This is a genomic window from Hymenobacter negativus (assembly GCF_017571495.1).
Classification (GTDB): Bacteria; Bacteroidota; Bacteroidia; order Cytophagales; family Hymenobacteraceae; genus Hymenobacter; species Hymenobacter negativus.
This window is the reverse complement of sequence record NZ_JAGETZ010000004.1, coordinates 540,715-556,007: the sequence shown is the minus strand read 5'-3', so window position 1 is coordinate 556,007 and position 15,293 is coordinate 540,715. Positions and strand designations below refer to the sequence as shown.

Below are 15,293 nucleotides of genomic sequence, written 5' to 3'. Positions count from 1 at the left end.
AAGCCGCAGGCAAAAACTACTTGCCACTCAGCACGCGCAGCATAGTGTCGCCAATCTCGGCGGGCGAATCCACCACGTGGATGCCGCACTCGCGCATGATGGCCATTTTAGCAGCAGCCGTATCGTCGGCACCGCCTACGATGGCACCAGCGTGGCCCATGCGGCGGCCGGGAGGCGCCGTCTGGCCGGCGATGAAGCCTACTACAGGTTTCTTATTGCCGGTTTCTTTAATCCAGCGCGCCGCTTCGGCTTCCATGCCGCCGCCGATTTCGCCAATCATCACGATGCCTTCGGTTTCGGGGTCGTTCATGAGCAATTCCACCGCCTGCTTGGTGGTGGTACCGATGATGGGGTCGCCGCCGATGCCGATGGCCGTGGTCTGGCCCAGGCCGGCTTTGGTGAGCTGGTCAACGGCTTCGTAGGTCAGCGTGCCCGACTTGGACACGATGCCGATGCGGCCTTTGGTGAAGATGAAGCCGGGCATGATGCCCACTTTGCACTCGCCGGCGGTCATCACGCCGGGGCAGTTTGGCCCAATCATCGTCACGCCGGTGCGCTCCGAGAGGTACTGCTTCACGGCAATCATGTCCTTGGTCGGGATGCCTTCGGTGATTGTGATAATCACTTTAATGCCCGCGTCGGCCGCTTCCATGATGGCGTCGGCGGCGAAAGCCGGCGGCACGAAAATGATGCTGGTATCGGCGCCGGCCTTCTCCACAGCCTCGGCCACGGTGTTGAACACGGGACGGCCGAGGTGCTCGGAACCGCCTTTGCCGGGCGTCACGCCGCCCACTACGTTGGTGCCGTAGTCCATCATCTGTTGGGCGTGGAACGAGCCCTCGGAGCCGGTGAAGCCCTGCACGATAACCTTGGAATCTTTATTGACCAGAACGCTCATTCGGAGGTGTTTTTGGGTGTTGATGAAGTGGGGAGGCAGCCCGGTCGGGCAGCGGTGCTGCAAAAGTAGGGCATTTTGGGGCTAGGGCAAGGCCAGTATCTATCATCCGGAAACCATCTGTCATCCTGAGCAGAGCCAAGGACCTTACCACGCCTATGTCAGTTGAGATTACTGCACCTTGTTCGGCGGTGATGATGTCATTTGTTTCGCTCAGGATGAAGGGCGCTAACTCCGCACCCCGCCGCCGAAATTCCTACCTTTGTCTTCTCACCCCACACTCCCACCATTCTTTTTTCATGTATTTCAATCACGTCATCGAGGCCGTTGGCCAAACGCCTCTCGTCAAGCTCAACAGCGTTGCGGCTGGCATTAAAGGCACCGTACTGGCCAAAGTTGAGTATTTCAACCCCGGCAACTCGGTGAAGGACCGCATGGCCATCCGCATGATTGAGGACGCTGAGAAGGCCGGCCTCATCAAGCCGGGCGGCACCATCATCGAAGGCACCAGCGGCAACACCGGCATGGGCCTGGCTCTGGCCGCCATTGCGAAAGGCTACAAAACCATCTTCGTAATGAGCGACAAGCAGAGCAAGGAAAAGCAGGACATTCTGCGCGCCGTGGGGGCTCAGGTGGTGGTATGCCCCGTAGATGTGGCCCCCGAAGACCCGCGCAGCTATTACTCCGTGGCCAAGCGCCTCAACCAGGAAACGCCCAATTCGTTCTACCCCAACCAGTACGATAACCTCTCGAACGCCGCTGCGCACTACGACACCACCGGCCCCGAAATCTGGCAGCAGACTGAGGGTAAAATCACGCACTGGGCCGCCGGTGTGGGCACGGGCGGCACCATCTGCGGCGTGAGCAAGTACCTGAAAGAGCAAAATCCCAACATCTTCACGCTGGGCCTCGACACCTACGGCTCGGTGTTCAAGAAATACAAGGAAACGGGCATCTTCGATAAAGACGAAATTTATCCCTACAAAACAGAAGGCATCGGCGAGGATATTCTGCCCAAGAATGTGGACTTCGATGTTATCGATTTGTTCATCAAAGTGACCGATAAGGACGCCGCCGTGATGACCCGCCGGCTGGCCAAGGAAGAAGGCCTGTTTGTGGGCTGGAGCTGCGGCTCGGCGGTTTTTGGGGCTCTCGAATACGCTCGCGAGCACCTGAAGGAAGACGACACGATGGTGATTGTGCTGCCCGACCACGGCACGCGCTACCTCGGCAAAATCTACAATGACGACTGGATGCGCGCCCAGGGCTGGCTGTAAGTAAGCTGCGCAATTGCCAGGCCGTTGTTCTGTTGGTATCTTCGTGGAAGCTAAAATAACCCCCTATCAATGTCCGCAAATTTGAATCATATTGTACTCGTTGATGACAACGAAACCACCAGCTTTCTGAATAATCGGTTGTTGGGTCGGTTGGCTGTTGCGCAGCACGTTAGCACGTTTTCGCGGGCCGATGAGGCGTTTGAACAGCTCTGGGGCGACAACACGAGCGAAAGTGCCGTGCCCGCACCCGACTTGGTATTCGTAGACCTGAAGATGCCCGGCGTGTCCGGTTTCGAGTTTCTGGAGCTCTACAACTCGCTGCCTAAGCCGGTGCAGGACCAAACGGTAATGGCCGTCCTCACCACTTCCATGCACGGTGCCGACACGGCCCGCGTAGCCCAGTATCCCAACGTCGAGTACCTCACCAAGCCCCTAACCGAAGAAAAGATGCGCAAGCTGCTGGAAAAGCGGTTTCAGTAGCAGCTAACACCATAAGTAGCCAAGAGTTGAAAAGTCCCGACACCGCGCAGTGTCGGGACTTTTGTTTTATAGCTTATCTAGGGCCCGAAAAATACCCGTCTTCTTCTTTTTTAGGAAAATGTAGCGGATGGAAAATGCCGTCGGAAAGCGGTTCCAGTCGCCCGAGCCGTATTCGATGGTGGGCTTGAAGTCGAAGGAAATGACAAAAGGGATGAAGGCAACCTTGTATTCGGCGCCAATAACGCCATCGAAACCCCAGAAATTGCCGTCGTCTTTGTGGGTGCCAACGTGACCGCCCGCGCCGAAATAGTAGTTCAAGCTAGGACCAAGGATGCCGAAATGGCGCTCGGCCATGAGCGTAGCGCTACGCTCCCGTGGGGCAAACATGGCCAAGCCCTCCAGCGTAGCCTTAGGCAGAAGCACCTGCTGAACGGTGAGGCCGTAGTTAGTGCCGTCGCTGCGCAGGCCGGCCGCCGTGCGGTATTTCTGCGCGGCAGCCGGCGGGGGCACCAGCAACACGAGCGACATGAGTACAAGCAGCAATTTCATGGCAATGGGGTAGGAGCGGGGTGGTAACCCTACGCAGAAACGACGCCAGAAATTGCCAAGGTTGAATAAAGTCTGCTTATTCTACCGCGTCCACAAACGTGAATTGCTGCCCGTCGAATAGGCCTTTGTCGCTCAGTTTCAGGCTGGGAATAACGAGCAGAGCCATGAAGGAAAGCGTCATAAACGGCGCTCCCAGCGGCGAGCCCAGCTGTTTTGCTAAGGCATCAACAGCTGCATAGGCTGCTGCCACAGCGGAGCCTTCCTGGTCCGACATGAGGCCGGCCACGGGCAGTGGTACTAGAATTTCCTGGCCGTCGGCACCCACGGCGGCCAGGCCACCTTTGGCTTGGATAACCAGATTTACGGCACGGGCCAGGCTCTCGTCGTCGCAGCCAACGGCCGTGATGTTGTGCGAATCGTGCCCCACGCTGCTGGCCAAAGCGCCGTGTTTCAGCCCAAACCCGCGAATGAAGGCCAGGGCCGGTGCCACCTGCGGCTGGTAGCGGTTTATAACGGCCAATTTGAGCACATCTTCGCCTATGTTGGGCACGACGAAGCCTTGCTCAATAGTGGCGGGTAAGTCGACGCGAGCCGTAATAAGCTGGCCATCAAAGCACTCGATAGCGCGAAGAGTAGCTTGTTCGTGCGCAATAGGTAGTTGAAAATCGGCAGCTGAAACGGGCTGGGCGTGGAAGTTATTGACCACCGCCACGGGGGCAGCCGGTAGCAGCGACTTGCCGTTTTCGGCCACCAGCTCGCCGTTGAGGTAGGTTTGCAGCACCTCAAAGTCGCGCAAATCCTTCACCACGATAAAGTCGGCCGGGTCGCCTTCGCCTAGCAATCCGACGGGCAGGTTATAGTGCTTCACGGGGTTCACGCAGGCCACGCGCAACACGCTGAATACGTCGTTGCCAAGGGCCACGGCGCGCTGCACCAGCTGGTTGATGTGACCGAGCACGAGCGTATCGGGGTGCTTGTCGTCGGAGCAGAACATGAGGTGGTGATAGTGCTCGGGGAGCAGCTCGATGAGAGCATCGAAGTTGCGGGCCGCTGAGCCCTCGCGGATGAGGATTTTCATGCCCACGGCCAGCTTATCCAGTGCTTCGGCTGCGGTGAAGCACTCGTGGTCGGTGCTGATGCCGGCACTGGCGTAGTGGGTGGCATCATCGCCGCGCAGGCCGGGAGCATGGCCGTCTACGGGGCGGCCGGCAGCATGGGCCAGGGCTATTTTCTGCATCACGTCGGCGTCGCGGTGGAGCACGCCGGGCCAGTTCATCATCTCGGCCAAGTAGCCGATTTTGGGGTTTTCAAATAGCTTGACGATGTCGGTGGCCGTGATTTCGGCCCCGGCCGTTTCAAACGGTGTGGCCGGTACGCAGCTGGGCGCGCCAAAGCAGAACTTGAACGGCGAATGCGCTGCGTTTTCCAGCATGAACTCCACGCCGGCCACGCCCAGCACGTTGCCAATTTCGTGCGGGTCGGATACAGTAGCCACCGTGCCGTGCGTTACGGCCAGGCGCGCAAACTCAGTGGGAACCAGCAGAGAGCTTTCGATGTGCACGTGGGCATCCACAAAACCGGGCAGCACGTAGGGCAGCGCCGGGTCGGCCTCGGCTTCGGCAATGGGCGCGATGGCGGCAATGCGACCCGCTTCTATGGAAATAATAGCGGGCTGAATGGAACGAGCAAAAACATCAACCACGTTGGCGGTGAGCGAGAAATCAGCAGTCATGATTAGTTATTGGGAATTAGTTGCCGGTGGGTAGGAATGAAATAGCTCAGATGTGCTTTGCTAAGCGTTGTGGATGGTAAGGCAAGTTCTTTTAAGTGTGCCTGACAACCAAAAGCGAACCACTGACAACTACCCACCCGCAGGCAAAGAACCTTATATTTGACAAAAAACCAGTTTCCGGTGAAAAAGAACCTTGTCCTTTTGCTGCTCGTGCTGCCGCTGCTGCTGGCCGAGGGCGGCTGCGCCCGCCGTACCGCGCAGCAGAAAAAAACTTCTTGGTACAAGCACCACAGCGGCGGAAAGTCGGTGCCCTGCCCCTGCGGGCACTAGCTACAGTCCGCAACATCTATTGTGCAGTAAGTAGTGTCGTGCTTGCCTTGAATGATTAATTTGCCGGCACGCTGACGCTTTCTGCGCCTTATTGCCTGCTTATTGTTATTCAGAATACATTATGCCTGACGACACCTCACAGTCTCCCCTCGATTCGATAAATGCTGCTGCCGAACAGGTGCGGCAGCAGCTTCACCTAAAAGCTTTTGATGCCGAGGGCGTGGCCCATCTGGCCAACTTTATTCAGGCCCAGCGCGGCGAGCTGGGGCCAGCCGAGCGGCCGGGCGTGATTATGGCGTTGGGCTGCTTTTTGGGACAGTGCTTGGTGCAGGTGTACCGGGGCGAATGGGGCACCGGCAAGGACGGAACCACTGGCATCGGGCTGGCCAATCGATTTTTTTTTAATCCCTTTCATTTAGTCGATGCGCAACTGAATGAGGGAGAAAGCGCTTCGGTGGCGGCCTTTTTTGCCTCCGTTCCGCAGCGTCTGAAGACCCCACCTGCCGTTCGTAAGGGTTGGATTTCGTAATCTTGCGGGGCCAATGGCCGCCCGCGTCGTTATGAAACAACTCGTTATCGCCATTGACGGCTACTCTTCCTGTGGCAAAAGCACCACGGCTAAAGCCGTAGCCAACCTCCTGCACTACGCCTACGTGGACACCGGCGCCATGTACCGCGCCGTGACGCTGTACCTACTCGAACAGCACATCGCCTTCGACGATTTGCCCCGCATCGAGCAGGCCCTGCAGGAAATAGATATCACCTTCCGGCGCAACCGCAATACCGGCCGCAACGAGCTGTTTCTGAATGGTGTGAACCACGAAGATGATATCCGCCAGATGCGGATTTCTAACTCCGTGAGCGAGGTATCAATAATTCCGATGGTGCGGCATGCCATGGTAGCCCAACAACAGCAAATGGGTCGTAAACGCGGCGTGGTGATGGATGGCCGTGACATTGGTACCACCGTTTTCCCTGATGCGGAAGTCAAGATTTTTATGACTGCCGAAGTGGAGCTCCGCGCCAAGCGCCGCCAGGATGAGCTGGCCGAGAAGGGTGAAATCGTACCCCTCGAAGACATTGTGGAAAACCTGCGCAAGCGCGACTACCTCGATACCACCCGCGCCGAAAGCCCTCTGCGCCGAGCCCCCGACGCCGTGCTACTCGATACTACGCACATCACCATCACCGAGCAGGTCGATTTTGTGCTGGACCGGGTGTCATCAGCGTTGTTTGCAGCGGGCTGGGACTAAGAAGCTTTTGTAGTTAAGGGAACGGGTATCCTGAAGCACAGCTTTGGGACACTGATTTGGCTGCTTACCGGCTAACATGACAAGTGGGCGCTATCCATGAGACGTTCTGCAGCTCGGCCAACACCGCACAACGCCCGTTCGCCGTACCTTTGCGCTCGGCGAACTCCTCGCCGTCGCAGTGGTGTTAAAGCACAGCATGAAGGTCACGATTGATAAGAATTCCGGCTACTGCTTCGGCGTAGAATTCGCCATTCAGATGGCTGAGGATGAATTGGCGCACGAAGAAACCCTGTATTGCCTCGGCGATATTGTGCACAATAGCATGGAAGTGGAGCGCTTGCACCAGCAGGGCCTCCGTATTATCGACCGGGAGCAGCTGGCCCAGCTGCACGACTGCAAGGTGCTCATCCGGGCCCATGGCGAACCGCCCGAAACCTACCAATTGGCCTTGAAAAACAATCTGGAGCTGATTGATGCCAGCTGCCCGGTGGTGCTCAAGCTGCAAAACCGGGTGAAGCACGCCTTCGACCTGAGCCAGCGCCAAGACGGCCAGATTGTGATTTACGGCCAGCCCGGCCACGCTGAAGTGGCTGGCCTCACGGGCCAGACCGGCAACCGCGCCATTATTGTGATGAACGAGGCTGACCTCGACCAGATTGATTTCGCCCGGCCCGTCACGCTCTTTAGCCAGACCACCAAAAGCACGGCCGGCTTCTACAAGATGAAGGCCCTGATGGAAGCGCGCATTCAGGCCGCCGGTGGCACCCTCGATAGCTTCGATGCCAACGACAGCATCTGCCGGCAGGTGAGCAACCGCGAGCCCGCTCTGGCCAAGTTTGCGGTGGAGTACGACGTGGTGCTCTTCGTAAGCGGCCGCAAAAGCTCCAACGGCAAGGCCCTGTTCTCGGTGGTAAATGCCATGAACCCGCGCAGCTACTTCATCGAAAATGAAACCGAAATCGAGGAAGAATGGCTGGCCGGTGCACAATCGGTGGGCATTTGCGGGGCCACCAGCACCCCACTGTGGCTGATGAAGCAGGTGGCCGAGCGGGTGGAAGGCGTGGGCGAGCTGGCGTAAGGCGGCCGGGACTCTAGCTTTGAAGAACATTGTTCCAGCTAATGATTTCCCGACTACTCCTCGCGGCCCTGCTCAGTTTGTGCGCTGCTGACCGTGCTATGGCACAAGGCGCCGCGCTGGCAGATTCGCTGGCGGCGAAAAGCCCGGTCTCTTTTTATGATAACGACATCAAAGGTTACGGCAAGGCTGAAATCGTAGGGCCAGATGGCAAAACACATTTCGTGTACATTCCGCTCAATCTGAACGGGTTCGCGAGCATGTTGTCCTTTTATCGGCAGCCGGCGGAAATTGAAAGATTTGGTGCGGTGCCGTTCAGTATTGACGTTGATAAAGTGCAGTCCATCAGGCTCAATGGGCAGTATTACGAGCACATTATCCTGAAAGGAAAGCGCAAGCACATCCTGGCCCGACGCCTCACGAAAGGTCCTGTGGAGTTGCTCTGTTATAATGAAGTAAGGGAGCGAATGACAAAGGATGGCACGCCACTGGGCTGGAGCACCCGTACCGTCCCGTATTGGTACTTGCGACGCCCCGGCCAGGAGTTGGTGGCGGTAGACCGGGTTGAGTTTATTGCACAAACGACCCGTTACTTCCGTGACTACCACGATTTGCTGGTCGCTCTGACCAAAAGCAAGCTCCGGTACCATGACATGTTGCAAATAGTGGAGGCTTACAATGAATACCTTACTCGGCCGGTAGCGGCTGATGCCGCAGGCCCCAAGTAGTATACATTACCCGTCAAGGGCCTCTTCATAAAGCCGTCGGTTCTCGTCATCGAACGCCACAAATACCACCTGTTGCGGAAATGCATGAGCCGCCAGCCACTGCTGCACCTCGTGTACGGCAACGGCAGCCGCTTCCTTTTTGGGGTAGCCGTAAATGCCGGTGCTGATGCCGGGGAAAGCTACACTTTCCAGCTGGTGTTCTTCGGCTATGCGCAGGCTGTTGCGGTAGCAATTGGCGAGTAGCGCGGGCTCACCTTTGTGGCCACCGTTCCAGACCGGGCCGACGGTGTGGATAACGTGCGCCGCTGGCAGCCGCCCACCAGTGGTGATGACGGCCTCGCCGGTTTTACAGCCACCCTGACGGGCCCGGATGGCGCGGCACTCCTCCAGAACCTGGGGGCCGCCAGCGCGGTGAATGGCCCCATCGACGCCACCGCCACCGAGCAGGCTGGAATTGGCGGCGTTGACGATGGCTGAAACCTGCTGACGGGTGATGTCGCCCTGCGTGACGTGAATGCGGATGGAAGGGGGAGGTGCCATGCGTGAAAATTTGGAAAGGGTGTAATGCAAAGTACGGGACCTGCGATTGAGTGCTTACGCGGCCGAAATGGCTTTTGCTCGCGGGCTTGCTTGCAGTTCAGTGCCTCCACATGACGCTTCGGCATCCGCTGGCTACCGTTCGGCAACAACAAGTTGCCCGCCGGCAGGGCGGGAAGCTAGCTTTGACTATCAATTTCAACCACCCTCATCCCCAAGCTCATGGAATCCCTGCAACGCGACCCCTACCTGTGGCAAAAGGCCAAAGCCCGAGCCAAATTTCAATCGCACCTGGTCACTTACATGGTGATAAATGCGATGCTCTGGGTGATTTGGGCTCTCACCGACGGCCAGTTCCACGGTGGCCTGCCCTGGCCCATCTGGACGACGGCTTTCTGGGGCTTTGGGCTGGTAATGAACGGCATTGCCGCCTATGGTAACACGAGCGGCATGAGCCGCGAGCAGCGCACCCAGCGCGAATACGAGCAGCTGATGCGGGAGCAAGCCCGGCGTGCCGACCCTCTGGACAAGTATCGCTAAGGTAAGTTGCCTCTTGCTTGCGCATTAGCGATGCAACATGGAATATTAACTGGTGCAGGTAAGTCCATAAGGCTTCATATAGTTTTATGAGGCCTTCCCACCCGGAGCAGCCTCATTCATACTGCTATATTGACCCTTCCGGGCTAGTCCGCACCCCATAAAACAGCATTTGCAAGCCTTCCGGTCGTTACCGGAGGGCTTGCAAATGCTGTTTTATGGGGCGAAGCGTGCGATAGGGGAGGGCATTGGGTTATCGGTGCGGAGCAGTGGCTATCTTCACCGCATGAACCGCCCCCCCAAGCGCATCCTCGGCCGCCGCGAGCTGGTGGATTTCCCCGCCTTTGCCTTGCGCGAGGTGGAAGCCAAAGTGGACACCGGTGCTTACACCAGCGCCATTCATTGCACCAACATTCACATCGAGACCACCGCCGGCCAACCGGCCACGCTGGTGGTAAACCTGCTCGACCCCGGCCACGAAAGTGCCGATGGGTGCGCCTTGGCCTTCACTGAGTTTGTGCTGCGCGACATCCGCTCTTCTAACGGTGAAGTGCAGGAGCGCTACGTTATCCGGGCGGTGGTGCGGCTGTATGGGGAAGATTTTGAAGCCGAGTTTTCGCTCTCCGACCGCTCCGATATGAAGTATCCCGTACTGCTGGGGCGCAGCCTGTTGCGGCAGGGAAGGTTCATCGTCGATGTGGCCAAGCGCAACCTTTCGTACAAGACTTTGGCCCGGGCTGGTGCCCGGCGCACGCGTCGCTGAGTAGTTTTGTAGTGTGGTAGCTGGCCATGCTCAACTTGGCGAAGCACCGCTACCGCACAACTATTTTCCTTTGATTGAATTATCGTTGCGACAAAGCTGCCTTACCAAGCACAGCATGGCGTTCTGGCTTTCCCTCTGCTTTACCACCACCCCTCCACCACCCCCTCCACGATGAAACTGGCCATTCTCTCGCGTGAGCCGAAATCCTATTCCACCCAGCGGCTGGTGGAGGCCGCGGCTGCCCAAGGCCACGAAGCTGTGGTCATCGACCATTTGCAGTGCAACATTGTGCTGGAAAAGGGGAAGCCGGGCATCATCTACCAGGGGGCTACCCTGGAAGGGTTCGATGCCATTATTCCGCGCATTGGGGCTTCGGTCACGTTCTACGGCACGGCCGTGGTGCGGCAGTTTGAGATGATGAAGGTGCGTACCGCGGTCGATAGTCAGGCCATTGTGCGCTCGCGCGACAAGCTGCGTTCGATGCAGATTCTGAGTCGTGCTGGCGTGGGCATGCCCAAGACGGCCTTCACCAACTACTCCGAAGACGTGCCCGCTATGATAAACCAGGTAGGCGGTGCCCCGGTCATCATCAAGCTGCTGGAAGGTACGCAGGGCCTGGGCGTGGTGCTGGCCGAATCGGCCAAGGCCGCACAGTCCGTCATCGAGGCTTTTCACAACCTGAAGGCCCGCATTATCGTGCAGGAATTCATTGCCGAAAGCAAGGGGGCTGACCTACGTGCCTTCGTAGTGGATGGTGAGGTGGTAGGCGCCATGAAGCGGCAGGGCAAGGAGGGCGAATTCCGCTCCAACCTGCACCGGGGCGGCAGCGGCACGCTGGTCAAGCTTAGCCGGGCCGAGAAAGCTGCCGCGCTGCTGGCCACAAAGGCGCTAGGCCTGGGAATTGCGGGCGTGGACATGTTGCAAAGCAAGCGCGGCCCGCTGGTGCTCGAAGTCAACTCTTCGCCCGGCCTCGAAGGCATTGAGAAGGCCACCAAGCTTGATATTGCCGGCCGCATTATCGAATACACCGCCAACCTGACCTCTCGGAAGAAAGCCAAACCCAAAGCCAAAATAGGGGCCGGCCAGGCAGTAGATGCCCAATCGGACGTGCCGACGGGCAAGTAAGGACGACGCTGAAACGGGGCGGTTGGAGTGTTGAATGATGGGCGGGGGACGGTTCTGGCATCGTTCTGGCTTTGCGCGGCTGTCGTTCAACGATTCAACCACCCCCGTCCGTGCTACAGCGCGGACAGCCCCTTCTTCGTCAAGGAGGGAAGTTTTGCTCTCTCGTGCTTATGCCTGCTTCGCCCACCGCTTTTCACCTCAACGGTCTCACCATTCAGCCCGGCGAACGGGTGCTCACGCGGCTGGTGATTTCGAAGCTGCCTTCGGGCACGGTGATTGATGTGCCGGTGCATGTGCTGCGCTCCACGGTGCCCGGCCCCACGCTGCTGCTGATGGGCGGCATGCACGGCGATGAGGTGAACGGCATCGAAACCATCCGGCGGCTCGTCCGGCGCGAGCTACTAACACCATTGCGGGGCAGCATCATCGCCATTCCGATTCTCAACATATACGGGTTTCTGAACTTCAGCCGCGACGTGCCCGATGGCAAGGACGTAAACCGCTCTTTTCCAGGTTTTCCGCGTGGCTCGTTGGCCGGGCGCGTGGCTCACCGCTTCATGCGCGAAATCATGCCGCTGATTGATTATGGTATTGATTTTCATACGGGTGGCGCGGCGCGAGCCAACTATCCGCAGGTGCGTGCCCTGCTGGGTGTCGACCCGGAAATAGATGCTATGGCGGCGGCCTTTGGGGCACCGTTTACGTTGCACGCGGGCCTGCGTGGCGGCTCGTTGCGCGAGGCTGCGCACGAGTTGGGCAAGCGCATGATTGTGTATGAAACCGGCGAGAGCTTGCGCCTGGATGAACCCGGTATTGAAGAGGCAGTGGCTGGTACGCTACGCGTGCTTTACCACCTGGGCATGGGACCGGAGGCACCGGCACCCGCCCGACCCAGCATTGCGTGCCGGCGGCATACGTGGCTGCGGGCACGGTTTGCAGGCGTATTCCGGGCGCATGTTGAGAATGGGCAGTTCATCAAGAAAGGCCAGATTTATGGCTCCGTAGGCGACCCCTACGGGCAGCAGTCCGTGCGGCTGGAGTCGCCGGTGAGTGGCTACGTAATAGGCCTGAACCACATGCCCGTGGTGAACCAGGGCGACGCGCTGCTGCACATTGCCGTGCCGGAGTAAGAATGAAGACATAGGCATGCTTAGCAGCTTTTGCGCTGCCTCTTGTAAGCGCAGCAAACCCTGAATATGGGGACCAACGGGTGCCGGGTAGCATTTGGCCCGTCACCCGTTGGCCTGTCTTATGCCTCGGAGGGCTTTATCTTTCAGGTCTTTTCAATTCTTTTTCTACAGACATATTGTGAAAAATTACTTACTGTATTTGTTGCTTCTGCTGTGCTTCTGGCAGCCGGCTTTGGCTAAGACTCCCGCTGGTACAGCTCTGGTCGCGCATTCGCTGGCTACTGCTCTTAACCCCGACGGGACCCTGAAAACGGGCTTAGCAGGTTCTTTCGATGCCCGTCACTTTCGGATGAGTACGGCGCCTGATGGCCGGCCTGTGTTTCGGCCCGCCACTGTTACCGGTACGGGCGACGAGCGTTGGCAAAACGGTTTTGGCTTGCCCAATGGCACTGACGACCAAGTGCTGGCCGTCGTACAGACGGGTACTACCGTGTACGTGGGCGGTATTTTTACCGTAGCCGGCGCGGTTGCGGCTACCAACGTGGCTAAGTGGGACGGCACGGCATGGAGCAGCCTGGGCACCCGGACTGCTAATGGCGTGAATGGGTTTGTGTACACACTGGCTGTGGCGCCCAACGGCGACTTGTATGCGGGCGGTACCTTTTCGCAGGCCGGCGCAGTTGTGGCCAATAACGTCGCCCGGTGGAACGGCTCGGTATGGAGCAGCCTGGGTACTGGTACCGCCAATGGCGTGAATGCGCGCGTATCCACGCTGGCCGTGGGCAGCACTGGCGATGTGTACGTTGGGGGCCAGTTTACCCAAGCAGGTGGTGTGGTAGCCAGCCGCCTAGCCCGCTGGAGCGGCACTGCCTGGAGCCCCCTAGGGACCCTAGCGGCCAATGGCGTCAACGGCAACGTATCTGCGCTGGCTGTGGCCCCGGGCGGCAGCCTCTACGTAGGCGGCAGCTTCAGCCTAGCGGGCAATGTGGCTGCTGCTAACGTGGCCTGTTGGAGTGGCTCGGCTTGGACTTCGCTGGGCATTGGCACTGCCAATGGCACGAACGGAGCCGTGTATGCGCTGGCTGTGGCCGGCAGCGGCGACGTGTACGTGGGCGGTTCCTATTCCCAGGCGGGCGGGGTAACCACGAACTCGTTGTCCCGCTGGAATGGAACCAGCTGGAACTTGTTAGGCAGCGGCGTTACCAACGGAATAGCGGGGGCTGTCTCGGCGCTGGGAGTGGCCGGCAACGGGGACCTATATGTGAGTGGCCAGTTTCTGCAAGCCGGTGGAGTAGCGGCCAATAGAATTGCGCGCTGGAGCGGTAGCACCTGGAGTACGCTGGGCTCAGGCACCACCAATGGAGTGACGGGCTCCTTTATCCTGGCGATGGCCGTGACAGCGGCTGGCGAGGTGTACATCGGCGGCGAGTTCAGACAGGCTAATGGCGTGCCGGTTAACAACGTAGCCAAATGGAATGGTACGGCTTGGAGCACAATGGGTCCAGCCAGCGCCCGGGGCATTAATGGAACCGTCTACGCGCTGGCTGTAGCGCCCAATGGGGATGTGTATGCGGGCGGCAATTTCACGCAGGCCGGCGGGGTACTGGCCACCAATGTGGCCCGGTGGAACGGCTCGGCATGGAGCTCACTGGGCACTGGCACCGCCAATGGCGTAAACAACATTGTGCATGGGTTAGCTGTGGCGTCTACCGGCGAGGTGTATGTGGGCGGCGAGTTTACCCAGGCCGGCGGCGTGTCAGCGGCTCGTGTGGCCAAATGGGACGGCAGCGCCTGGAGCACCTTGGGCACCGGTGCTAATGGCAATGTGCTGGCCGTGGCTGTGGCGGGTAGCGGCGACGTGTATGTGGGAGGCTTCTTCAGCGCGGTTGGGGGCGTGCCGGCACCCAAAGTGGCCCGCTGGAACGGCACGGCCTGGTCTGGCCTGGGTGCCGGCCTGGGGTCTGGCAATTCGGTAGAAAACGTGCAAGCCCTAGTTATCGCGGGCAATGGTGATGTGTACGCCGGGGGCGGCTTTGGGCTGGCCGGCGGATTGCCGGCCAATTCTATTGCGCGCTGGAACGGCACCGCTTGGAGCGCTCTTGGCACCGGTACCACCAACGGCGTAGGCAGTGGCAATAGCGTGTTGGCCATGACCATGGTGGCCAACGGCGACCTCTATGTAGGCGGTGCTTTCACCCAGGCTGGCGGGGTACCTGCCAACCGCATTGCCCGTTGGAATGGCACCACTTGGAGCGCGCTGGGTACGGGCACTGCCAACGGAGTGAACAGCCAAGTTCAGGCAATAGGCGTAGCGCCCAATGGCGACGTGTACGTGGGCGGCCTATTCAGCCAGGCCGGTGGTGCATCGGCTCCCAGCATAGCCCGCTGGACCGGCACTGCCTGGACCCCACTGGGTACTGGCCTGAACCGCTTCACGGCGGCGCTGGTTGCTGCGCCTACAGGCAAAGTATACGTGGGCGGCCCATTTAACATGTTGGGCGACGGGAGCAAAGTCACCGTGCATTTCGGAGTATACGACCCCAACGCCCCGCTGGCCGTGGCAGCTGCAACGGTGGCTATTCGGGCAGCCGTTTTCCCCAATCCTGCTCATGGCACGGCGGCTTTGCGCCTGCCCGCCGGCATTTCCGCGCAGCCCATCACAGTGCTTGATGTAGAAGGGCGCTTGGTGCGGCGCTACCCCACTCCGCTCAGGGCCGATGCCTTGCTGGACTTGAGCGGCCTGCCTGCGGGCATATATCTGGTGCGTTGCGGCCAGTTCATTGAGCGCTTGTTGGTGGAATAAGGGGGCTCGAACCAACTGCTGCCGCCAAACTAGCGCTGATGGGGCTGGCGAGAGCCAGTACCTTACTTTTGTCCTCTAT

Annotated in this window: 15 protein-coding genes and 1 pseudogene; 12 read left to right on the top strand and 4 right to left on the bottom strand. The window is 59.1% G+C overall.

Annotation, left to right across the window (positions count from 1 at the left end; genetic code table 11):
• Positions 1-16: 16 nt before the first annotated feature.
• Positions 17-898, bottom strand: coding sequence for a succinate--CoA ligase subunit alpha (gene sucD / locus J4E00_RS12150; protein WP_208175411.1), 882 nt, complete (start codon positions 896-898; stop codon positions 17-19).
• 296 nt (positions 899-1,194) lie between these two features.
• Between sucD and J4E00_RS12145 the strand changes: the two are divergent.
• Together J4E00_RS12145 and J4E00_RS12140 are read left to right on the top strand one after the other, a co-directional pair.
• Positions 1,195-2,169 (top strand): annotated as a pseudogene (locus J4E00_RS12145) (PLP-dependent cysteine synthase family protein); the annotation flags it as partial.
• A gap of 72 nt (positions 2,170-2,241) precedes the next feature.
• Positions 2,242-2,652, top strand: coding sequence for a response regulator (locus J4E00_RS12140; protein ID WP_208175409.1), 411 nt, complete (start codon positions 2,242-2,244; stop codon positions 2,650-2,652).
• A gap of 66 nt (positions 2,653-2,718) precedes the next feature.
• Here the strand turns inward: J4E00_RS12140 and J4E00_RS12135 are convergent, their stop codons facing one another.
• Both J4E00_RS12135 and ade read right to left on the bottom strand, forming a co-directional pair.
• The gene (locus tag J4E00_RS12135; RefSeq protein WP_208175408.1) at positions 2,719-3,201 is read right to left on the bottom strand and encodes a hypothetical protein; all 483 of its coding nucleotides are present in this window, start codon (positions 3,199-3,201) and stop codon (positions 2,719-2,721) included.
• A 76-nt stretch (positions 3,202-3,277) separates the two neighbouring features.
• Positions 3,278-4,933, bottom strand: coding sequence for an adenine deaminase (gene ade / locus J4E00_RS12130; RefSeq protein WP_208175407.1), 1,656 nt, complete (start codon positions 4,931-4,933; stop codon positions 3,278-3,280).
• 180 nt (positions 4,934-5,113) lie between these two features.
• Here ade and J4E00_RS12125 point away from each other — a divergent pair, with 180 nt between their 5' ends.
• The 5 genes from J4E00_RS12125 (at position 5,114) to J4E00_RS12105 (ending at position 8,319) form a co-directional block, all read left to right on the top strand.
• Positions 5,114-5,263 (top strand): hypothetical protein, encoded by a 150-nt coding sequence (locus J4E00_RS12125; RefSeq protein ID WP_208175406.1) that lies wholly within the window; start codon positions 5,114-5,116, stop codon positions 5,261-5,263.
• A gap of 121 nt (positions 5,264-5,384) precedes the next feature.
• Positions 5,385-5,792 carry a hypothetical protein gene (locus J4E00_RS12120; RefSeq protein WP_208175405.1) on the top strand — a complete coding sequence of 136 codons (408 nt, stop codon included), beginning with the start codon at positions 5,385-5,387 and terminating at the stop codon, positions 5,790-5,792.
• 31 nt (positions 5,793-5,823) lie between these two features.
• Complete coding sequence (gene cmk / locus J4E00_RS12115) at positions 5,824-6,516, top strand: (d)CMP kinase (RefSeq protein WP_208175404.1); 693 nt, start codon at positions 5,824-5,826, stop codon at positions 6,514-6,516.
• Between the two features lie 196 nt (positions 6,517-6,712).
• Positions 6,713-7,594: a 4-hydroxy-3-methylbut-2-enyl diphosphate reductase gene (locus J4E00_RS12110; protein ID WP_208175403.1), complete on the top strand. Its 882-nt coding sequence runs from the start codon at positions 6,713-6,715 to the stop codon at positions 7,592-7,594.
• 41 nt (positions 7,595-7,635) lie between these two features.
• Positions 7,636-8,319 (top strand): hypothetical protein, encoded by a 684-nt coding sequence (locus J4E00_RS12105; RefSeq protein ID WP_208175402.1) that lies wholly within the window; start codon positions 7,636-7,638, stop codon positions 8,317-8,319.
• A 6-nt stretch (positions 8,320-8,325) separates the two neighbouring features.
• Here J4E00_RS12105 and J4E00_RS12100 read toward each other — a convergent pair whose 3' ends face one another.
• Positions 8,326-8,859, bottom strand: a complete 534-nt coding sequence (locus J4E00_RS12100) for an O-acetyl-ADP-ribose deacetylase (protein ID WP_208175401.1) — start codon at positions 8,857-8,859, stop codon at positions 8,326-8,328.
• A 219-nt stretch (positions 8,860-9,078) separates the two neighbouring features.
• On the opposite strand from J4E00_RS12100, the gene J4E00_RS12095 reads away from it, so the two are divergent.
• From J4E00_RS12095 to J4E00_RS30010, 5 genes are all read left to right on the top strand, one after another.
• The gene (locus tag J4E00_RS12095; protein ID WP_208175400.1) at positions 9,079-9,396 is read left to right on the top strand and encodes a 2TM domain-containing protein; all 318 of its coding nucleotides are present in this window, start codon (positions 9,079-9,081) and stop codon (positions 9,394-9,396) included.
• Between the two features lie 283 nt (positions 9,397-9,679).
• Positions 9,680-10,156, top strand: coding sequence for an ATP-dependent zinc protease (locus J4E00_RS12090; RefSeq protein WP_208175399.1), 477 nt, complete (start codon positions 9,680-9,682; stop codon positions 10,154-10,156).
• Between the two features lie 171 nt (positions 10,157-10,327).
• Positions 10,328-11,281 (top strand): 30S ribosomal protein S6--L-glutamate ligase, encoded by a 954-nt coding sequence (gene rimK / locus J4E00_RS12085; RefSeq protein ID WP_208175398.1) that lies wholly within the window; start codon positions 10,328-10,330, stop codon positions 11,279-11,281.
• A 170-nt stretch (positions 11,282-11,451) separates the two neighbouring features.
• A complete protein-coding gene (locus tag J4E00_RS12080; protein WP_208175397.1) occupies positions 11,452-12,411 on the top strand; it encodes a succinylglutamate desuccinylase/aspartoacylase family protein in 960 nt (319 codons plus the stop codon).
• A 178-nt stretch (positions 12,412-12,589) separates the two neighbouring features.
• The gene (locus J4E00_RS30010; protein ID WP_208175396.1) at positions 12,590-15,214 is read left to right on the top strand and encodes a T9SS type A sorting domain-containing protein; all 2,625 of its coding nucleotides are present in this window, start codon (positions 12,590-12,592) and stop codon (positions 15,212-15,214) included.
• Positions 15,215-15,293 lie beyond the last annotated feature (79 nt).